Annotated in this window: 19 protein-coding genes; 7 read left to right on the top strand and 12 right to left on the bottom strand. The window is 72.9% G+C overall.

What is annotated here, in order from left to right; genetic code table 11:
- The first annotated feature begins 46 nt into the window (after positions 1-46).
- Positions 47-1,681 carry an amidohydrolase gene (locus FB558_RS09150; protein WP_142050314.1) on the top strand — a complete coding sequence of 545 codons (1,635 nt, stop codon included), beginning with the start codon at positions 47-49 and terminating at the stop codon, positions 1,679-1,681.
- 77 nt (positions 1,682-1,758) lie between these two features.
- On the opposite strand, the gene FB558_RS43165 is transcribed toward FB558_RS09150, so the two are convergent.
- The 11 genes from FB558_RS43165 to FB558_RS09100 form a co-directional block, all read right to left on the bottom strand.
- Positions 1,759-1,932 (bottom strand): DUF6104 family protein, encoded by a 174-nt coding sequence (locus FB558_RS43165; RefSeq protein WP_170231250.1) that lies wholly within the window; start codon positions 1,930-1,932, stop codon positions 1,759-1,761.
- 6 nt (positions 1,933-1,938) lie between these two features.
- Positions 1,939-5,703, bottom strand: a complete 3,765-nt coding sequence (locus FB558_RS09145) for a multifunctional oxoglutarate decarboxylase/oxoglutarate dehydrogenase thiamine pyrophosphate-binding subunit/dihydrolipoyllysine-residue succinyltransferase subunit (protein WP_246106504.1) — start codon at positions 5,701-5,703, stop codon at positions 1,939-1,941.
- A gap of 191 nt (positions 5,704-5,894) precedes the next feature.
- Entirely contained in the window at positions 5,895-6,692 is a 798-nt protein-coding gene (locus tag FB558_RS09140) for a hypothetical protein (protein ID WP_142050306.1), read from the bottom strand.
- 70 nt (positions 6,693-6,762) lie between these two features.
- A complete protein-coding gene (locus tag FB558_RS09135) occupies positions 6,763-7,443 on the bottom strand; it encodes a GntR family transcriptional regulator (RefSeq protein ID WP_170231249.1) in 681 nt (226 codons plus the stop codon).
- 85 nt (positions 7,444-7,528) lie between these two features.
- A complete protein-coding gene (locus tag FB558_RS09130; protein ID WP_142050300.1) occupies positions 7,529-8,203 on the bottom strand; it encodes an RraA family protein in 675 nt (224 codons plus the stop codon).
- A 27-nt stretch (positions 8,204-8,230) separates the two neighbouring features.
- Positions 8,231-9,337, bottom strand: a complete 1,107-nt coding sequence (locus FB558_RS09125) for an Ldh family oxidoreductase (protein WP_170231248.1) — start codon at positions 9,335-9,337, stop codon at positions 8,231-8,233.
- Between the two features lie 56 nt (positions 9,338-9,393).
- Positions 9,394-10,425: an aldo/keto reductase gene (locus FB558_RS09120; protein ID WP_246106333.1), complete on the bottom strand. Its 1,032-nt coding sequence runs from the start codon at positions 10,423-10,425 to the stop codon at positions 9,394-9,396.
- Positions 10,422-11,960, bottom strand: a complete 1,539-nt coding sequence (locus FB558_RS09115; RefSeq protein ID WP_142050294.1) for a tripartite tricarboxylate transporter permease — start codon at positions 11,958-11,960, stop codon at positions 10,422-10,424. Before FB558_RS09115 ends, FB558_RS09120 begins: the two co-directional genes overlap by 4 nt.
- Positions 11,961-11,970: 10 nt before the next feature.
- Positions 11,971-12,477 carry a tripartite tricarboxylate transporter TctB family protein gene (locus tag FB558_RS09110; RefSeq protein WP_142050291.1) on the bottom strand — a complete coding sequence of 169 codons (507 nt, stop codon included), beginning with the start codon at positions 12,475-12,477 and terminating at the stop codon, positions 11,971-11,973.
- Position 12,478: 1 nt separating this feature from the next.
- Positions 12,479-13,480, bottom strand: a complete 1,002-nt coding sequence (locus FB558_RS09105; protein WP_170231247.1) for a Bug family tripartite tricarboxylate transporter substrate binding protein — start codon at positions 13,478-13,480, stop codon at positions 12,479-12,481.
- Positions 13,481-13,711: 231 nt separating this feature from the next.
- On the bottom strand, positions 13,712-14,743 hold the full coding sequence (locus FB558_RS09100; protein ID WP_142050285.1) for an LLM class F420-dependent oxidoreductase: 1,032 nt from the start codon (positions 14,741-14,743) through the stop codon (positions 13,712-13,714).
- A 107-nt stretch (positions 14,744-14,850) separates the two neighbouring features.
- Here FB558_RS09100 and FB558_RS09095 point away from each other — a divergent pair, with 107 nt between their 5' ends.
- On the top strand, positions 14,851-15,432 hold the full coding sequence (locus tag FB558_RS09095) for a winged helix-turn-helix domain-containing protein (protein ID WP_170231246.1): 582 nt from the start codon (positions 14,851-14,853) through the stop codon (positions 15,430-15,432).
- Positions 15,433-15,436: 4 nt separating this feature from the next.
- The gene (locus tag FB558_RS09090) at positions 15,437-15,652 is read left to right on the top strand and encodes a hypothetical protein (protein WP_142050279.1); all 216 of its coding nucleotides are present in this window, start codon (positions 15,437-15,439) and stop codon (positions 15,650-15,652) included.
- Positions 15,653-15,729: 77 nt separating this feature from the next.
- On the opposite strand, the gene FB558_RS09085 is transcribed toward FB558_RS09090, so the two are convergent.
- Entirely contained in the window at positions 15,730-16,443 is a 714-nt protein-coding gene (locus tag FB558_RS09085) for a dienelactone hydrolase family protein (RefSeq protein ID WP_142050276.1), read from the bottom strand.
- A 23-nt stretch (positions 16,444-16,466) separates the two neighbouring features.
- Between FB558_RS09085 and FB558_RS09080 the strand changes: the two genes are divergently transcribed.
- From FB558_RS09080 to FB558_RS09065, 4 genes are all read left to right on the top strand, one after another.
- Positions 16,467-16,973 carry an NUDIX hydrolase gene (locus FB558_RS09080; RefSeq protein ID WP_246106332.1) on the top strand — a complete coding sequence of 169 codons (507 nt, stop codon included), beginning with the start codon at positions 16,467-16,469 and terminating at the stop codon, positions 16,971-16,973.
- A gap of 134 nt (positions 16,974-17,107) precedes the next feature.
- Positions 17,108-17,998 carry an SGNH/GDSL hydrolase family protein gene (locus tag FB558_RS09075; protein WP_142050270.1) on the top strand — a complete coding sequence of 297 codons (891 nt, stop codon included), beginning with the start codon at positions 17,108-17,110 and terminating at the stop codon, positions 17,996-17,998.
- Positions 17,999-18,017: 19 nt separating this feature from the next.
- A complete protein-coding gene (locus FB558_RS09070) occupies positions 18,018-18,932 on the top strand; it encodes an ATP-binding cassette domain-containing protein (protein WP_142050267.1) in 915 nt (304 codons plus the stop codon).
- Complete coding sequence (locus FB558_RS09065; protein WP_142050264.1) at positions 18,929-19,747, top strand: ABC transporter permease; 819 nt, start codon at positions 18,929-18,931, stop codon at positions 19,745-19,747. The genes FB558_RS09070 and FB558_RS09065 overlap by 4 nt, the downstream gene beginning before the upstream one ends.
- Positions 19,748-19,968 lie beyond the last annotated feature (221 nt).

The following is a 19,968-nucleotide window of genomic DNA, read 5'->3' as shown; positions in this document are numbered from 1 at the left end:
GTTCTCGTAGTCGCGGGGCCGGACGGGCGTGCGTAGCGTCCCGGGGATGCGGCTGGATGCGATCTACGAAGGCGGGCGGTTCGTGACGATGGACCCCGCGCGGCCGCGGGCGCACCGGGTCGGTGTGCTCGGCGGGCGCATCGTCGGGTTCGACGACGAGCTGGACGGGGTGGGCGCCGTCCGGACCGTCGACCTGGGGGGCGCCTTCGTCGTGCCCGGCTTCAACGACGCCCACCACCACCTGAGCATGCGGGGCCGCCGGTTGCGCGCGCTGGACCTGCGCTCGCACGTGGTCACCTCGCTCGACGCGCTCTACGCCGCGGTCGCGCGCGCGGCCGAGGCACTGCCGCGCGACGCGTGGGTCCACGCGGGCGGGTACGACCAGAACAAGATCGGTGCGCATCCGCTCGCCGAGCGGCTCGACGAGGTGACCGGAGGGCGCCCGATCTGGATCGAGCACGTCTCGGGGCACATGGGCGTGGCGAACACCGAGGCGTTCGCGCGCGCGGGCTTCCCGGGCCGCGACGGCGTGCCCGACGTCGAGGGCGGGCACGTCGTGCGCGGCCCTGACGGGCGCCCGGCCGGGCTGCTGCAGGAGCGGGCGATGCCGCTGGTGCGCGGCGCGTTCGAGCCCCTGCCGGTCGCCGAGATCGAGGCGAACATCGCCGAGGCCTCCCGGGTGGCGCTGTCCGAGGGGCTGACCAGCGCGACCGAGCCCGGGATCGGGACCATCGACGGGCTCGGCAACAGCCCGCTCGACCTGCACGCCTTCCAGCGCGCCCGCGAGTCCGGCGCGCTCGGCGTGCGGATGACGCTCATGCCCTACGTCACCGCGCTGCACGCCGTGGCGGGCGAGGACGGGCTGCGCGGGCTGGACCTGGGACTGCGCAGCGGGTTCGGCGACGAGTGGCTCCGGATCGGGCCGGTCAAGATCCTCACCGACGGCTCGCTCATCGGCCGCTCGGCCGCGATGACGTGCTGCTACGCCGGTGAGGACGACAACACCGGCTTCATGCTGTTCGAGCCGCAGGAGATGGCGCCGCTGCTGGTCGGTGCACACCGGGCGGGCTGGCAGGTGGCCGCGCACGCCATCGGCGACGCGGCGATCGACCACGTGCTCGACGTGTACGAGCAGGCCCAGCGCGACCACCCGCGGCCCGACACCCGCCACCGCATCGAGCACTTCGCCGTGGCCGACGACCGGCAGGTCGCCCGGGCGGCCGCCCTCGGCGTCGTCGCGGTGCCGCAGGGCCGGTTCATCACCGAGCTCGGCGACGGCATGCGCACCGCCCTCGGGCCCGAGCGCAGCGAGCACTGCTACCGGATGCGCAGCCTGCTGGACGCCGGCATGGTCCTGCCCGGCAGCAGCGACACCCCCGTCGTCGACGGGGCGCCGCTGCTCGGCATCCACGACATGGTCAACCGCCGCACCCGCTCCGGGCAGGAGCTCGCGCCCGGCGAGCGCGTCACCGTCGAGCAGGCCCTGCGCGCCTACACCCACGGCTCGGCCTACGCGGTGCGCGAGGAGCACCGCAAGGGCACGCTCGTCGCCGGCGCCCTCGCCGACTTCACGGTGCTCTCGGAGGACCTGCTCGCCGTCGAGCCGGAGCGGATCGCCGAGATCGAGGTGCGCGCGACGGTGGTGGGCGGCGAGCTCGCCTACGAGCGCTCCGCGGGGTAGCACCGACAGACCGACGAACGGCACTCCCGTCGGCACCTGGCCGACGAGAGTGCCGTTCGTCAGGCGCGGGACGCGCGTCAGGCGTCGGCGTCGTCTCTCGCCAGGAAGCTCGCCACGCGTTCCACCGCGTCCTCGAAGGCGGGGTTGAGGTCGACGAAGACGCGCAGCCGCTCGGCCAGCCACTCCACGCTGACCTGCTCGTCACCGCGCCGCTCGACGAGCTCCTCGATACCCCGGTCCGTGGCGTACATGAAGGATCAGCTCCCGAACGCCTCGTCGATGAGGGCGTTCTGCTCGACCTCGTGGACCTTGCCCGAGCCGGCGGCCGGTGCGGCCATCCGACGCCGCGACACCCGCCGGAACCCGACGAGCCGCGGCAGCTTGGCCGGCAGCTCCAGCCCCATGAACGGCCACGCGCCCTGGTTGGCCGGTTCCTCCTGGACCCACCGGATGTCCTCGGCGTTGGGGTAGCGCTCCAGCACCGACGCGAGCTGGCGGTCCGCCACCGGGTACAGCTGCTCGACGCGGACGATGGCGGTGTCCTCGATGCCCCGCTTCTCGCGCGCCGCGGCCAGCTCGTAGTAGAGCTTGCCGTAGCAGAGCAGGACCTTCCGCACGTCGGACGCCGGGCCGTCGTTCTCCCGGAAGCGCGGGTCGTCGATCACGGCGCGGAAACGGCCGCCGGTGAAGTCGGACAGCGGGCTGACGGCCTGCTTGGCGCGCAGCATCCACTTGGGCGTGAACACCACCAGCGGGCGGCGGACCCCGTCCATCGCGTGCCGGCGCAGCAGGTGGAAGTAGTTGGCAGGCTCGGTGGGGATGGCGACCGTCATCGAGCCCTCGGCGCACAGCTGCAGGAACCGCTCGATGCGGCCCGACGAGTGGTCCGGCCCCTGGCCCTCCAGGCCGTGCGGCAGCATCAGCACCACGTCGGACATCTGGCCCCACTTGGCCTCACCGGACGAGATGAACTCGTCGATGATCGACTGCGCGCCGTTGACGAAGTCGCCGAACTGCGCCTCCCACGCCACGAAGGCGTTCGGGTTGGCCACGGAGTAGCCGTACTCGAAGCCGACGGCCGCGAACTCCGAGAGCGCGGAGTCGTAGGGCAGGAACCGGTCCTGGTCCTCGGACAGGTTGCGCAGCGGGTAGTACTCCTCGCCGGTGCGCCGGTCGATGACCACCGAGTGGCGCTGCACGAACGTGCCGCGGCGGGTGTCCTGCCCGGACAGCCGCACGAGCTTGCCGTCCATCACGAGCGAGCCGAGGGCGAGCAGCTCGCCGAACGCCCAGTCGACGTTGCCCTCGCGCGACATCTTCTCGCGCTTCTGCAGCACCGGCTTGACGCGCTGGTGCACGGTGAAGCCCTCGGGCAGCTCGACGTGCGCGTCGCCGATGCGGTGCACGACCTCCAGCGACACCGAGGTGTCGAGGTCGGTGGGCACCGACTGCTCCTGCTCCACGGACGGGCTCGGCGCAGGCGGGGTCTTCTCCAGCTCGCGGACCTCGTTGAAGACGTGCTCCAGCTGGTTGGAGAAGTCCTTCAGCGCGTGCTCGGCCTCCTCCATGGTGATGTCACCACGGCCGATCAGCGACTCGGTGTAGATCTTCCGGACGCTGCGCTTGGCGTCGATGATGTCGTACATCGCCGGCTGCGTCATCGAGGGGTCGTCGCCCTCGTTGTGGCCGCGCCGCCGGTAGCAGATCATGTCGATCACGACGTCGTTGTTCCAGCGCTGCCGGTACTCGACCGCCAGCTTCGCCACCCAGACGCAGGCCTCCGGATCGTCGCCGTTCACGTGGAAGACCGGCGCGTCGATCATCTTCGCGACGTCGGTGGAGTACTGCGAGCTGCGGGAGTGCTCCGGCGCGGTGGTGAACCCGACCTGGTTGTTGACGACGACGTGCACGGTGCCGCCGGTGCGGTAGCCGCGCAGCTTGGCCAGGTTCAGCGTCTCGGCGACCACGCCCTGACCGGCGAACGCGGCGTCGCCGTGCAGCATCAGCGGCAGCACGGTGAACCCGCCCTCGCCCCGGTCGAGCAGGTCCTGCTTGGCGCGGACGATGCCCTCGAGGACCGGGTCGACCGCCTCCAGGTGCGACGGGTTCGAGGCGAGCGACACGACCGTCTCGCCGTCACCGAACATCCGGAAGTACTTGCCCTCGGCGCCGAGGTGGTACTTCACGTCGCCGGAGCCGTGGGCCTGGCCCGGGTCGAGGTTGCCCTCGAACTCGCGGAAGATCTGGCTGATCGGCTTGCCGACGATGTTGGCCAGCACGTTGAGCCGCCCCCGGTGCGGCATGCCGATCACGACCTCGTCGAGCTCCTGCTCGGCGGCCTTGTCCAGCACGGCGTCCAGCAGCGGGATGACGGTCTCGCCGCCCTCGAGGGAGAACCGCTTCTGCCCGACGTACTTGGTCTGCAGGAACGTCTCGAACGCCTCGGCCGCGTTGAGCTTGGAGAGCACGTACTTCTGCTCGGCGGCGTTCGGCTTCTGGTGCGGCACCTCGATGCGCTCCTGCAGCCAGGCGCGCTGCTCGGGGTCGGCGATGTGCATGTACTCGGTGCCGATCGTGCGGCAGTAGGCGTCGCGCAGCACGCCGAGCACGTCGCGCAGCTTCATGTGCTGCTGCCCGGCGAACCCGCCGACCGCGAACTCCCGGTCGAGGTCCCACAGCGTCAGGCCGTGGGAGAGGATGTCCAGGTCGGGGTGGCGGCGCTGGCGGTAGTTCAGCGGGTCGGTGTCGGCCATGAGGTGCCCGCGGGTGCGGTGCGCGTCGATCACCTCGATCACGCGGGCGGTCTTGTCGACCGCGCCCTCGGGGATGTCCTTGACCCACCGCACGGGCTCGTACGGCACCCGCAGCGAGCGGAAGATCTGGTCGTAGAACTCGTCCTCGCCCAGCAGCAGCGCGTGCACGCGGCGCAGGAAGTCGCCCGACTCGGCGCCCTGGATGATCCGGTGGTCGTACGTCGAGGTCAGCGTGATGATCTTGCTGACGCCGAACTCGGCGAGCCGCTCCTCGCTCGCGCCCTGGAACTCCGCCGGGTACTCCATCGCACCGACGCCGATGATCGCGCCCTGGCCCTGCATCAGCCGCGGCACCGAGTGGTTGGTGCCCAGCGTGCCGGGGTTGGTGAGGCTGATGGTGGTGCCGGCGAAGTCCTCGGCCGCCAGGCTGCCGGCCCGCGCCTTGTGGACGATGGCCTCGTAGGCCGACCAGAACTGCGCGAAGTTCATCGTCTCGCAGCCCTTGATCGAGACGACGACGAGCGAGCGCTGCCCGTTCTTGCCCGGCAGGTCGATCGCCAGCCCGAGGTTGACGTGGTCGGGCTGCACGACGGTGGGCCTGCCGTCGTTCTCGGCGAAGTGGCGGTTCATCCCCGGGAAGTCGGCGAGCGCCTTGACCAGCGCGAAGCCGATCAGGTGCGTGAAGGAGATCTTCCCGCCGCGGGTGCGCTTGAGCTGGTTGTTGATGACGACGCGGTTGTCGGCGAGCAGCTTCGCCGGGACCGCGCGCACGCTCGTGGCCGTGGGCACGGTGAGCGAGGCGTTCATGTTCTTGACGACCGCGTTCGCGGCGCCCCGCAGCGGGGTGGCGGTGCCCGCGCCGTCGTCACCGGACACGCCGGCGGGCCGCGCGGCCTGCGACGTGCTGCCGGCGGCCGGCTTGGCGGCGGTGCCGCTGCCCGCCTTGCTCGCCCGGGGGGCGGCGCTGCCGTTCGCCCCGCCCGCGGGCGGCGGCGTGAGCGCGCTGCGGTCGGCGACCCGCTTGCGCTCGGTGGGCTCGGCCGACTCGGCCGCGGGGCGAGGGGCCGGCGCCGTGGGCGCCTGTGACGGAGCCGACGGCGTGGCGGGCTGCTGCGCGGCCTGCTGCACGGACTTCTGCGCGACGTCGCCGCGATCGGCGGGACGCTCGGTCGTGCCGTCGGTTGCGTCGTCGGTCGGGCGGTAGTCGGCGAAGAACTCGTGCCACGCGGGGTCGACGGTGCTCGGGTCGTCGAGGAAGCGCTGGTACATCTCCTCGACGAGCCACTCGTTGGGCCCGAACTCGCCTGCCGGACTGGACGTACTGCTGCTGGACACGCTGAAGACCGCCTTGATCGGATCGCATCGTCATCGCCGAGGACTGCACGCCAGGTTAGTCCTCGCGATCCGGGGCCGGGTACCGCGCACGGGAGGCGCGCGGCTGCACCGGTTCAGGGGTCGGTTCAGGTGACGGGGAGCTCACCGGCCGCGTCGACGACGGCCGTGCGCACCGCGGTCGTGCTGATCACGGTGCCCGCAGGCAGACCGAAGCGGGAGTCGGTGCGCAACGTGTCGCGCTCGCCGGCGAACTGGCCGTCCGACGGGTCGAGCAGCAGCTCGGTGCGCGTGCGCCCGGCGTCGTGGACGATCGCCACGCAGGAGTGCCCGTCCACGTTCGCGGCCTCGTCGCCGATCCGGACGCCGGGCAGCGCGGAGAGCGCGCGGAAGAACGCGGCACGCAGCTCCGCGGGTACCAGCGCCGTGCGCAGGGCCGTGACGGCGGCCGCGAACGGCCCGAACCAGCTGCCGGGGTTGTCCTCGCGCAGCTTGTCGAGCAGGACGTCCGGGTCCCGGGGGAGGTTCTGCAGGAACTCCGGCGTCGGGGACTGCCAGCTGCCGCGCCGCGGCGGGCGCGGACGGGCGCAGAACGAGTCCAGGTCCACGCCGAGATCGGCGTCCGGGCCGGCGTCGAAGTCCCCGTAGGGGGCGCGGAACCGGCCGACGGGCGCGATGTCGCGCAGGTCGAACCCGTCCGCGCGGGCCTCCTCCGCCGAGCCCGAGAGCCAGCGCTGCGCGCCGGTCAGCTCGCGCTCGAGCACCCACTCCCGTTCGGGGCGGGCAGGCACCCACTGCCGCAGCCGGTGCTCGGTGAGGTGCTGGTGGGGGCCGAAGGTCCCCAGCCACCACGCATGGGTCTCGACATAGCGGTACTGGTGGGACGCCATCGGTCGGTCGGACACGGCGATGGCGGGGTCGGACACGCGCGCTCCTGCGGTCGGGGGTCGTCGCCACTGAGTGTGGCCCAGTGACGCTGCGTGATCGAATCGCCCTCTACTGGCCGCTGGTAGCCCGGGCGCGCAACGTCTCGATCATCAGTTCCTCGCCGGTGCGCAGGTGGTGCAGCAGCTCGCGCCGAGCGGCCGCGAAATCGCGATCGCGGATCGCGAGGGCGACGGCGAGGTGTTCGTCGAGCGTCTCGTCCGCCCGGCCCGCGGCCGCTGTGGTGAGGAAGTGCCTGCCCCGGTCGATGTGGTTCTGCATCACGGCGTAGGTCCGACGCAACCGGCGGTTCCCGCTGCAGGCGACGATGAGGTTGTGGAAGGCGTGGTCGCGCGCGAAGTACTCGGGGTACCGCCCGACCGGCACGGGGTGTGAGAAGTCGTCGAAGAACCCGGCGATGCGCGCGATCACCTCGTCGTCCCGGTCCCGCGCGAGCTGGTCGATACCCGCTGGTTCGAGCAGCATCCGCATCTGGAAGATCTCGTGCACGTCCTGCTCGGTGAACGGGCTCACCTCCCAGCCCGCCCGGCCCCGTGGCTCGACGAGACCCGCGGCCTCCAACCGGTGCAGCGCCTCGCGCACGGGCGTCCGGCTCACCTGGAGTGCCTCGGCGAGCTGCCGGTCGCGCAAGGGCTCGCCGGGCACCAGGTCGCCGTTGATGATCGCGAGCCGCAGCGTCTCGAACGTGCGGTCGCCGAGGGCGACCGACTCGATCGGCCGCAACGGGGTCACGGACGTGCCTCCTGGAATACAAAACTCTGGATACCCACGATAACGCACGGGTTCCCCCGCTCACGGCCTCGACGGCCGCCCGCGGTCAGTGGACTTCGTGGACGTTCAGCGCGGCGTCGATCCAGCTGCGGTCCCACCGGCCGGCCGCGATCGCCTCGCGTTCGGCGGCCTCGGCCTCCGCCTTCTTCTCGGCGGCCGCGACGATCTCCTCGGCCCGGTCGCGCGGCACCACGGCGATGCCGTCGTGGTCGCCGATCACGATGTCACCGTCGTGGACGACGAGTCCGGCGACCGACACCGGGCCACGCAGGTCACCGGGCCCGTTCTTGTACGGGCCGAGGTGGCTGACGCCGGCCGCGAAGACGGGAGGTGCGACGTCCCCGAGGCTGGAGATGTCGCGCACCGCGCCGTCCACCACCACAGCGGCGATGCGCTGCGTCGTGGCGTACTGGCCCATCAGACCGCCGATGATCGCCCGGTCGGTCTGCCCGCCCGCCGACACGACGAGGACCTCGCCGGGACGGGCGATGTCGAGGGCCTTGTGCACGACGAGGTTGTCACCGGGCCGGGTGCGGACGGTCAGGGCGGGCCCGGCCACGACCCGTCCCGGGGCGAGGCCGGCCAGCGGCAGGAGGTTCGGGGCGCCGGCCCAGCGTCCGAAGACGTCGGAGACCAGCGAGGTGGCCAGGCGCTCGAACCGCGCGACGAGCTCGGCGGGCGGCAGCGGGGTGGCGGCATGGATACGGCAGTCGACCTGCATTGCGCTCCTCGTTCCGGACGGGTGGGGTCAGCGGGGTGCGGTGGTGAGCCGGTGGTCGAGCCCGACCTCGGCGGCGATGGCGTCGAGGTCGGCGGCGACGCTCGCCGACAGCGTGACGCCGTCGCGCTCCGCCGCCGCACGGGCGTTCTCCTCCACCTCGCCGGGCAGCAGGACCTGGTCGAAGCCCTCGGCGGGCGGGAGGTCGTGCACCCGGCGCGCGAACGCCTCGACGTGGGCCAGGAACGCCTCCCTGCCCAGCCAGCCGTCCGGGTTGAGCACGATGAACAGGTGGCTGACGCGCTGCGTGCGCGTCCAGTCCTCGTACATGTCGCCGATGCCGTCGGCGGTGACGCCCGCCACCAGCGCCCCGCAGAGCAGCTCGACCATCATCGCCAGACCCGAGCCCTTCGGCCCGGCGAAGGGCAGGACCGAGCCCAGCAGCGCCGCCGCCGGGTCGGTGGTGGGACGCCCCGCCTCGTCGACGGCCCAGCCGTCGGGGATCTCCGTGCCGAGCTGGTGGGCAAGGATGATCTTTCCCCGCGCGGTGGCGCTGGTGGCCATGTCGACGGTGACCGGCGGGCCGCCCGCCCGGGGGACGGCCATGCTGACCGGGTTCGTCCCGACGGCGCGCGTGCGCCCGCCGAAGTAGACCATCGTGGGGGGAGCGGTCGACATCGCGATCGCCACCAGGCCGCGGGCGGCGACCTGCCGGGTGAAGTAGGCGAGCGTCCCGCAGTGGTTCGAGTTGGCCACCCCGGCCACGCACACCGCGCCCTGGAGCGCACGCTCGACCGCGGCGTCCGTGCCGGCCTGCGCCCCGAGGTGCCCGATGGCGTTGCCGGCGTCGATGTGCACGCCGCCCGGTTGCTCCCGGACGACGGCGGGCCGGGCCGCCGCGTCGATCATGCCGCCGCGCAGTCGCTCGGCGTAGATCCGCGTCCGGTTCACGCCGTGCGAGCCGATACCGCGGGCCTCGGCGTCGACGAGCGAGTCGGCGACCAGGTCGGCCGCGGCGCCGTCCAGCCCGGCCGCGCGGAAGACCGCGGCGCAGTGCCCGCGCAGCCGGGCCAGTGGCACGGTGCGGGGCGCCGCCGCCGTGGCATCCCCCCTGCGGTACGCGGTGCTGCGGTCCACTCGCTCTGTCCCCTCGCTCGGTCCGGTGGGCGCGTCGCCGCGCACCGCGTCCGCGTTCATCGGTTGTAGTGCGGCGCGGCGCCCTCGAGGCCCGCCCACACGTCGTCGCAGGCGCTCAGGACGTCCGGCCCCGGCGGCGGCCCGTCCAGCGCCCCGAGGTTGGCCGTCAGCTGGTCGATGCTCGACGCGCCCAGCAGCATCGCGTCGGTCAGCGGGCGGGAGTACACCCACCGCAACGCCAGCTCGATCAGCGTGAGCCCGGCCTGCTCGGCGACGCCGCGCAGCCGGTCGATCGCCTCGAACTGCACCGGGTTCCAGTAGCGGTCCCGGTACATCGCCTTGCTGAACCGGGTGCCGGGGGCCGGGTCGGCGTCGGGGCGGTGCTTGCCGGTGAGCAGCCCCCCGGCCAGCGGGTTGTACGTGATGCTGGACAGCCCGAGCCGGCGCGCGCACGCCGCGTACTCGACCTCGACCCGCCTGCCGAGCAGGTTGTACATCGGCTGGGAGATCCGGATCTCCGGCCAGCCGTTCGCCCGGGCCAGGTAGAGCATCTCCGTGATCTGCCAGGCCGCGAAGTTGGACTGGCCGACGTGGCGCACCTTCCCGGAGCGCACGAGCTCGTCGAGGGCCGCGAGGGTCTCCTCGACGGGGGTGTTCGGGTCCGGCCGGTGCAGGTAGAACACGTCGATGTGGTCCACGCCGAGCCGGCGCAGGCTGCCCTCGACCGCGTGGTTCAGGGCGGTGCGCGAGAGGCCGGCCACCGAGGCGTCCGCCTGGTCCACGTGGCTGCCGGCCTTCGTGGAGAGGACGATCTCGTCCCGGAACGGCTTGACGATCCGGCCCAGGATCTCCTCGGACGCGCCGCCGGCGTAGTTGTTCGACGTGTCGAACGCCGTGATGCCGGCGTCGCGGCACCGGGCGACCATCTCGGTCGCCTCGGCCTCGTCGACCTGGGCGCCGAAGGTCATCGTGCCGAAGACGACGCGGCTGATCGACAGGTCGGTGCCGGCCAGGGTGTGGCGCTCCATGTGCGGCGGCTCCTCGGGATCGTGGTCGGTCTGGTCGCCGCGGTGTCGGTCGGGCGTCACCGCGGGGCGCCCTGCGGGTCACCGGCGCGGCGCGCGCGCAGCGACCGGACGAGCGGCAGGACGAACAGCGCGAGGGAGGCGAGCAGGACGGGCAGCGCGATCGGGCTGGTCACCATCGATCCGGTGACGGCGGCCGCGTCGCCGTCGTGGAGCTGCAGCATGCGCCGCAGGTTCGACTCGAGGATCGGGCCGAGGATGAGGGCGAGCACGAGCGGCGCCTTCGGGATGTCGGCGCGGGCGAACGCGAACCCGACGGCGGCGAACACGAGCATGACGGTCACGTCGACCGTGCTGTTGTTGATCGCGTAGCTGCCGACGACGCTGATGGCGGCGATCGCCGGGAGCAGGATCGTCCGCGGCACCGCCAGCACCCGGGCGAAGTGCCGGGCGGCGAGCATGCCGATGACGAGCAGGCAGATGTTGGCCAGCAGCAGGCTGATGAAGATCGACGACACGAGGGCGGAGTCCGACTCGAACAGCCGCGGTCCGGGCTGTACGCCCTGCACGACGAGAGCGCCCAGCAGGATGGCGGTGAGGGCGTCGCCCGGGATCCCCAGCGAGAGCATGGTCATCATCGCGCCGCCGCTCGCCGCGTTGTTGGCGGTGTCCGAGGCGGAGATGCCCTCGGGGGCACCCTTCCCCATCTCCTCCGGGTGCTTCGAGAGCCGCTTCTGCGTGCCGTAGGAGATGACCGACGCGATCGTCGCGCCCGCCCCGGGCAGTGCTCCGACCAGCGTGCCGATGACCGAGGAGCGTCCGATCACCCAGCGGAGCGGGATGACGTCGCGGACGGCGCTGCCCATCCCGCGGACGGTCTGGGGCCGCTGCGCGGTCCGGTGCTGGCGGCTGAAGACCTGCTCGAGCACCTCGGCCATGCCGAAGATTCCGATGATCACGGCGATGAACTCGAGGCCGCCCATCAGCGAGGGCTCGCCGAATGTGAACCGGGCCTGTCCGGACAGCAGGTCCCGCCCGACGGTCCCGACGAGCAGCCCGATCAGCGCCGACGCCAGGCCCTTGAGGAACGAGGTGCCCGAGACGTAGGCGATGACCGACAGACCCAGCACCGCCACCGAGAAGTACTCGGCGGAGCCGAAGTTGCGGGCCATCTCCGCCAGCAGCGGCCCGGCGAGCCCCAGGACCAGGACGCTGATCGTGCCGCCCAGGAACGAGGAGAGCACGCCGATCCCGATGGCCCGGCCACCCTCGCCGCGCCGGCTCATCGGGTAGCCGTCGATCGTCGTCATGAGATCGGCCGGGGTGCCCGGCATGTTCACCAGTACCGCCGGGATCGTCCCGCCGTAGAGGGAGCCCAGCCAGACGCCTGCGAGCACCGCGATCGCGTCGGTCGGCTCCATCGTGAACGTCAGCGGGACGAGGACGCCGACGCTCATGTTGGCGGTGAGCCCCGGGATCGCGCCCACCACCATGCCGGTGAGCACGCCGAGGACGATGAGCGCGAGCGTCAGCGGGTCGAGGACCAGGCTCCAGCCCTCGGTGTAGAGAGAGCCGGGCGAAGCCGCAAAGACGATCATCCCTGACCTCTCATGGAAGCGGTGTCCGCGGCAGGGGGACCCCGAGGAGCAGGAAGAACCCGATGTACATCGCGGCGGTGAGCCCGACGGCGAAGACGGCCAGCACGGCCGTCCGGCGCCGGTCCGTGCCCCAACCGAGGAGGACGGGGAGCGCGACGAGGAACACGACGGTGGTGCTGAGGTAGCCCAGCTGGAACGCGGCGGTCGCGTACCCGGCGAGCACCGCGAACACGGCGAGCGCGAGCCGCGGCGCCGGGGGGAGCTCCGCCCGGGCTGCCAGCTCCTCCTGCATGTCCTCGGGCACGTGGGCGGACCCGAGGGCGGGCGCGGCCCGCCTCCCGCGGAGCCCGAGGGCGACCATGCAGACGCCGGTCACGACCAGCCCGGCGGACACGGCCCGCGGCAGCAGGGCCGGGTCGGCCGCGGCCGACGGGGCCGTGGGGAAGCCGGCGCTCGCCGCAAGGGCCGCGGCCCCGAGCACCGTCACACAGGCGCCGCTGACGATGTCCTTGTCCACGTCAGTTGGGCACGCGCTCGGGCCGGGTGGTCATGAAGTCCTCGCCCGCGAACAGTTGGCGGATGAGCTCGTCCTCCTGGGTGATGAGCTCGCCGAACTCGGCAGGGCCGATCCAGGTGGTCTCGAACCCCGCCCCGGCCATCGCGGTCTGGTAGGCCGGGTCCTCGGCGGCCGCGCGGACCCGCTCGGCGAGCTCGAGGCGGACGGGCTCGGGCGTCTCGGCATCCACGACGTAGCCCCGCCACACCGCGTAGGTGACGTCGATGCCCTGCTCCTGCAGCGTCGGGACGCCGGGGTAGAGGCTGGACCGCTCCTCGCCCATCACGGCGAGCATCCGCGCGTCGCCGCCCTCGACGAACGGGCGGGTCTCCGGGGCGCCGATGGTGACGGCGTCGATCTCGCCGGCCACGAGCGCGTTGCCTGCCGACGAGCCGCCGTCGTAGGGGATGAACGTGAACTCGACGCCCGCGGCGCGCGCGAGTAGCAGCCCGGCGGCGTGCCAGACCCCGCCGGTGCCGGCCGTCCCGATCCGCACGCCGCCGGGGTTGGCGCGGGCGTGGTCGAGGAACTCCGCCACGGTGTCGTAGGGCGCGTCGGCGCGGACCGTCAGCGCGGAGACGTCCTGGTGGGTGACCCCGATCGGCGCGAGGTGGAGGACCGGGTCGATCTCGGGGGTGCCGGTGTAGGGCACCGAGGCGATCGATCTGGACGTGATCATCATGGCCGTGCCGTCGGCCGGATCGTCGAGCATCTGGGTAGCGGCGATCGCGCCACCCGCCCCTTCGAGGTTGGTGGGTACCACGCTCTCACCGAGCTGCTCGGCCAACGCGGGCTGCAGGGCGCGCGCGGCGATGTCGAACCCGCCGCCGGGGGCGTTCGGGATGTACAGGGTCATCTCGCCGGGCCACTGACCTGCGGCGGGGGCATCCGTGCTCGTCGGCGCCTCCTCCGCACCGGCGCAGCCGGCGAGCACGAGGGCGAACGGCAGCGACAGTGCGGCCATGCGGAGACGGGGGCGCATCTCGTCCTCTCTGGAGCCGGTCGACCGCGGATGGACCGGGCAGCGGGACCGGTGGTAGGCAGGATATCGGTCGTCGGAATTAGGTATACCGCACACCAGCCGCCGGTATCTGTCAAGGACGAGTCGGGCGATCCGGGGTCACCGATGGCGGGGGGCGGCCGTGCGGAGGCGCGGCCGGCCCGTGGCCCCGAGGCGGTCAGTGACCGCCGCTGATCAGGAGATCCACTCCTTGACCTGCGCGAGCAGCTTCGGTGCATCCGCGGAGACCGGGTTCACGTGCAGGTGGGTGACGCCGGCCTCGCGCAGCGCGGCGATCCGCTCCCGGACGTGCCCGGCCGGGCCGATCAGCGTGACCCGGTCGATGAAGTCGTCGGGCAGGGCCGCGGCCGCCTCGTCCTTGCGGCCGTCGAGGTAGAGGTCCTGCACGCGCTCCGCGGCGTCCTCGTAGCCCTGGCGGGCGAAGACCGTGTTGTAGAAGTTCTTCCCGCGCGCGCCCATGCCGCCGATGTAGAGCGCGTAGATCCCGCGCGCGAGGTTGCGGGCCGGCTCGAACATCTCCTCCTCGAGCGCGAGGACCCCGCCGCCGGTGATCTGCAGGGGACCGAGCTCCGGCGCGCGCTTGGCGAAGCCCGCGTCGAGCGCGGGGCCGAAGACCTCCCGCATCTTCTCCGGGAGCAGCGCGTGCGGCAGCCACCCGTTGGCGAGCTCGGCCGTCATCTCGAGGTTCTTGTCGCCGAGCGCGGCGACCCAGATCGGGATGTCGGCCCGCTGCGGGTGGTTGATCAGCTTGAGCGGCTTGCCGAGGCCGGTGCCCTGCTCGGGCGGCAGCGGGATCGTGTAGAGCCCCTCGTGCGTGACCCGTTCGCGGCGCCACACCTTGCGGCAGATCTCGATGACCTCGCGCGTGCGGGCCACCGGCTTGTCGTAGGGGACGCCGTGGAAGCCCTCGATCACCTGCGGGCCGGACGCGCCGAGGCCGAGGATCGCGCGACCTCCGGAGAGCGCGTCGAGACCGGCGGCGCTCATCGCCGTGAGCGTGGGGGTGCGGCTGTAGATGGGGAGGATCCCGGCGCCGATCTGCACGCGTTCGGTGCGCGCCGCGAGGTAGCCCATCAGCGACACGGCGTCGTAGCTGTAGGCCTCCGCGACCCAGACGACGTCGAGCCCCGCCTGCTCCATGGCGACCACGCTCTCCGCGTTGCGCACCGGGTCGTCGCCGTACTGGAGCTGGGTCGAGAGCAGCATGCAAGTAGCCAACACAGGGGTTACCGGCGAGTCAAGCAACAGGCTTCGCAAGGAAGCTTGCTCAAGAAGTCTTGCTCAAGGAACCTTGCGCAAGATACCTTGTCCTCGTGACCGAGCACCTGCCCGAGCGCATCACCGATCCGAAGGCGCTCCGCGCCCTGTCGCACCCCACGCGGTGGAAGCTGATCGAGCTGCTGGGCCTGGAGCGCACCGCCACGGCCACGCGCTGCGCCGACTTCACCGGCGAGAGCGTCGCGAGCTGCTCCTACCACCTGAACATGCTGGGCAAGTACGGGTTCGTCGAGCAGGCCGAGGGCGGCACCGGCCGGGAGAAGCCGTGGAAGCTGGTGAAGTACGACCAGAGCTGGGAGACCGAGGGCCTGGAGCCCGAGGGGCAGCTCGCGGCCGAGGCGCTCACCGACGTCTTCCTCGACTACGAGGTCGGCCGGATGAAGGAAGCCTCCCGCAGGCAGGAGCGGGAGCCGGAGGAGTGGCGCCGGCACAGTCGCAAGAGCGCGGCCCTCACCTACCTGACCGTCGAGGAGCTGGAACAGGTCGCCCAGGAGCTCCGGTCGATCCTCGACCGGTACGCCGACCGGCTCGAGGAGCCGGCCAGGCGGCCGCCCGACGCCCGCGCGGTCAGGATGTTCTTCGCGACGTACTTCCCACCGGGTTCCGGGACGGGGTGAGCCCATGGACCCCCACCAGCTGCCGTACCTGTTCCTGCACGCCGACGACGTCCGCCGCGTCCGGGAGGCGGAGGCGGCGCACCGTCGCCTCGTGCGCGCCTGCCGCGGCCGCCGGCGTCCCTCGCGCGTCCTGCGGCTCTACGCCCGGCTGTGGTGGGCCTCCCGGCCGCGGGCGGCCGCGTGGACGCCGGGCCTGTTCGACACCCCGGCGCGCACCTGAACCCGCCGCCTCGGCCGGACGAAGCCGGTACGAGCGCCACTTCTCGCCGGGGCGCAGCGGCGTGCGGCACGGACCGATCAGGGTCGCAGGTGCTCGTCGAGGAACCGGAGCGTGCGCTCCCACGCGGTGCGGGCGGCGGCCTCGTCGTAGAGCGACGGCGCGTCCCAGTTGGAGAACGCGTGCCCGGCCTCGTAGCGGTGCAGGGTGACGCCGGGGCGGCCCGCCACGGCCCGCTCGACGTCGTCGATCTGCTCCGCCGGGATGTACGGGTCGCGCGACCCGTAGTGGAACAGGACGGGGCACTCGATCCGGTCGGCCGACCCGAGCATGCCGTGGATCGCCGAGCCGTAGTAGGACACCACCGCGTCCGGCCCCCGCCCGTCCACGCGCGCGCTGGTGGCGAGCAGGTAGGCGAGCGTGCCGCCGAGGCAGAAGCCGATGCCGCCGACCGTGCCGTTGCACCCGGGCATCGCACGCGCGTGGGCCATGGTGGCGGTGAGGTCGGCGGGCACCAGGTCGAAGTCGAGCCGCTGGAGGTGGGCGAAGCCGTCGGCGAGGCCGGACTCGTCCTTGCGCTCGAAACGCGGCTCGCTCCTCCAGAACACGTCCGGCGCGAGCGCCAGGTACCCGGCATCGGCGAGCTGCTCGCACAGCCCGCGGATGTTGTCGTTGATGCCGAAGACCTCCTGGAGGACCAGCACGGCAGGGGCCGGGGAGGTCTCGGGCAGGGCGCAGAACGCCTCGAAGTCGCCGTCAGGTGTGCTGATCTTCTCGTAGCGGGTGTCGGCCATCCGGTGCAGCCTAGGGTGTGATCGTGAGGTTCTGCGTCGTCCCGGCCGCCTACGTGCTCCTGCTCCGCGGAACCGGTCACGACGCCGAGGTGCTGCTGCAGCTGCGCCAGGGCACCGGGTACCGGGACGGGCACTGGGCCGCGGCGGCCGCCGGGCACGTCGAGGCCGACGAGTCGGTGCACGAGGCCGCGTGCAGGGAGGCGACCGAGGAGGTCGGGGTGCGGATCGACCCGTCCGACCTCGAGCCGCTCACCACGATGCACCGCACCCACGCCAACCACGAACCGATCGACGAGCGCGTCGACTTCTTCTTCGGCTGCCGCCGCTGGTCCGGCGAACCCCGGTTGCTCGAGGCCGCGAAGGCCGCCGACCTCGGCTGGTTCAAGCTCGCGGCGCTGCCGGAGCCGGTGGTCCCGCACGAGCGGTACGTGCTCGACGCGCTGCGCGCCGGCACGCTCCCGACGATCACGGCCTACGGCTTCCGCCCCCGCTCGGGCCACGGAGGGGAAGTGGGGGCCAACGGCGGGTGACGTCCGGGCGAACGGCATGGTCCGGACCGGTGGCACGCAGGGACCCGGCGGGGTGGCCGCACGCCGCCCTGGCTACGGTGACGATCCCCACCCCCGTGCACCACGGGTCGCGACTACCGCTCCCCGGAGTCCTCATGAGCTCACCCCTGCAGGTCCCTCGGATGCGCGCCGCAGCGCGACGGGTCAAGGCGGGTGGCGAACGCTTCCTCGGCGGCGTGCTGCCCGGAGCCTCCGCCCGCAGGCTGCAGATCCGCGCCTTCGCCGACGACTGGGCCGCCGCGAACCTCGACGCCCGCCAGGCCACCGGCCCGCTGTGGATCGTCCTCGGCGACTCCGCGGCCCAGGGCATCGGCGCCACCCGCCGCGACGCCGGTTACGTCGGCGTGGTGCACGAGCTGCTGCGCCACCGCGACGCGTGGCGGGTGATCAACCTGTCCCGGGCGGGCGCAGGCGTCGCCGACGTGCTGGCCCACCAGCTGCCCGAGCTCGTCGCGCTCACGGGTGAGGAGCCGGCCGCGCTCGTCAGCTGCATCGTCGGTGCCGAGGACATCGCCCGGCGCGTCCCCGGCGCCGACATCACGCTGCGGCAGGTGCTGGCCGCGCTGCCGTCCGGCTCGGTCGTCGGCACGTTCGCGCGCGGCGCCCGCGGCGGGCCCGCCGCCGCCCTCGACGCCGTCACCCGTGAGGAAGCGGCGAAGCACCGGCTGCGCGTCGCGGAGCTGCCCCCGCGCTTCGGCCCGGGCAGCCGCGGCCGCAGCGGCGCGCTGCTCGGCGACGTCGAGCACGCCGCGTGGGCCCAGGCCGTCATCGCGGCGATCGACGGACCGCCGGCCGAGGTCGCGCCGTCCACCGACCCCGAGCTCCCCGTGGTGCCGGCGCTCCCGTCCGAGAAGTCCCCGGTCGCGAAGTCCGCATCCGGGAAGTCCGCTTCCGGCGAGCCCTCGGCCACCAAGCCCTCGGCCACCAAGCCCTCGGCCACGGAGCCCGCGTCCGGCAAGTCCTCGTCCGCGCCGGCCGAGGACTGAGGTCCGCCCGGGTACGAGGTTGGACGACCGGAGCGGCCGCGTCACCGTACGCGAGCTGAGCAAGCGGTTCGGCGCCGTCGCCGCCGTCGACGGGCTGAGCTTCACCGTCGAACCCGGGGCCGTCACCGGCTTCCTCGGACCGAACGGTTCCGGGAAGACCACGACGCTGCGGATGGTCCTCGGGTTGGTCACGCCCACCGCGGGTGAGGCGCGGATCAACGGGCTGCGCTTCGCCGAGCTCGCGCAGCCGGCCCGCGTGGTGGGCGCGGTGCTGGAGGCGCAGGGGTTCCACCCGGCCCGCACGGCGCACGCGCACCTCCTCGCCTGCGCGGCCGCGGTCGGTGTCCCGGACGCCGCCGCCGACCACGCGCTCGGCACCGTCGGGCTGGCCGACGCGGGCGGGCGCCCCGTGGGCGAGTACTCGCTCGGCATGCGCCAGCGGCTCGCGCTGGCCGTCGCGTTGGTCGGGGACCCGCAGGTGCTGCTCCTGGACGAGCCGGGCAACGGCCTCGACCCCGAGGGCATCGCGTGGCTGCGCGCGTTCCTGCGGGCGTTCGCCGCGCAGGGGCGCACGGTGCTGGTGTCCAGCCACCTCCTCGGCGAGGTGGAGCAGACCGCCGACCACCTCGTCGTGATCAGCCGCGGCCGCTGCGTCTACCAGGGTTCGCTCACGCAGCTGCAGCAGTCGCGCCGGGCCCGCGTCCTGGTGCGCTGCGCCGATCCCGCCAGGCTCGCCGAAGCACTCGCCCGCACGGGGATCGTGGAGATCGACACCCTTGCCGATGGCTGGCTGGGGATCGCCGGGACCGACCCCGTCCACGTCGGCGACGTTGCGCTGGGAGCGGGGGTCGCGGTCTACGGGATGGTGCACGAGAGGATCGAGCTGGAGCAGCTGTTCTTCCAGCTCACCGCCGACGAGTGGTGGACGCGGTGACGGCAGCGGCGATCCGGGCCGAGTTCCGCAAGCTCGTCTCCACGAAGCTGTGGTGGGGCCTGCTGGTCCCCGTCGTCGCGCTGTCCAGCGTGATCAACCTCTTCGGCGGGGTGTTCACGGCGGCGTTCCCGGAGTCGGGCGCACTGCCGCTGCTGCTCGGTTCCCTCGCCTACGCCCTCGGGCTGACCACCGTCTTCGCCGCCGTGCAGGGCGTCGTCGCGGCCGCGGGCGAGCACCGGCACCGCACGATCACCACCACCTACCTGACGACGCGGGGCCGCACGCAGGTGCTGCTGGCCAAGATGGTGGTCAGCGCGGGGGTCGGCGCGGGCTACGCCGCGGTCGCCGTGCTCGTGGGCGTGCTCGCCGGCTTCGTCGCCGATCCGAGCGCGTCGTTCCCCGGAGCCGGCCCGCTGCTCGCGACAGCGACGATCGGCCTCGCCGTGGCCGCCCTGTGGGGCGCGCTCGGCGCGGCGCTGGGAACCGCCGTGAGCAACCAGGTCGGTGCGCTGGTCGCCGTGCTGCTGTACCTGATGGTCGGGGAGCTGCTCCTCGGGGCGCTGCTCGACGCCGCCGAGTCCGACGCCGTGCGGGCCCTGTCGTCCTACCTCCCGTCCAACGCCGGCGAGGTGGCGATCTACACGATCCCGGCCCACGCGATCGCCGGTCCGGTGACGGCACCGCAGGTCGTGGAGATCCTGTCCGGCGCCACCACCCCGCCGCCGTGGGGCGTGGCGCTCCTCGTGCTCGCGGTGTGGACGGCCGTGGTCGGCGCGGTAGGCGCGCTGGTCGGCGGCAGGCGCGACATCACCTGAACCTTCGCCACGAGGCGGCGAGCTCCCGCCCGAACAGCGCGAGTCTCCCGTTCGGACCGGGCGAGTCTCGCGTTCGGACCGGGCGAGTCTCGCGTTCGGACAGGGCGAGTCTCGCGTTCGGACAGGGCGAGTCTCGCGTTCGGACCGGGCGAGTCTCGCGTTCGGACCGGGCGAGTCTCCCGTGCGACAGGGGCGTTTGGGGGTCGGGCAGGTGTACCGCG

This window comes from Pseudonocardia kunmingensis (assembly GCF_006716445.1).
Classification (GTDB): domain Bacteria; phylum Actinomycetota; class Actinomycetes; order Mycobacteriales; family Pseudonocardiaceae; genus Pseudonocardia; species Pseudonocardia kunmingensis.
The sequence above is the reverse complement of the archived record's forward strand: the minus strand, read 5'-3'. Positions and strand labels throughout refer to the sequence as shown.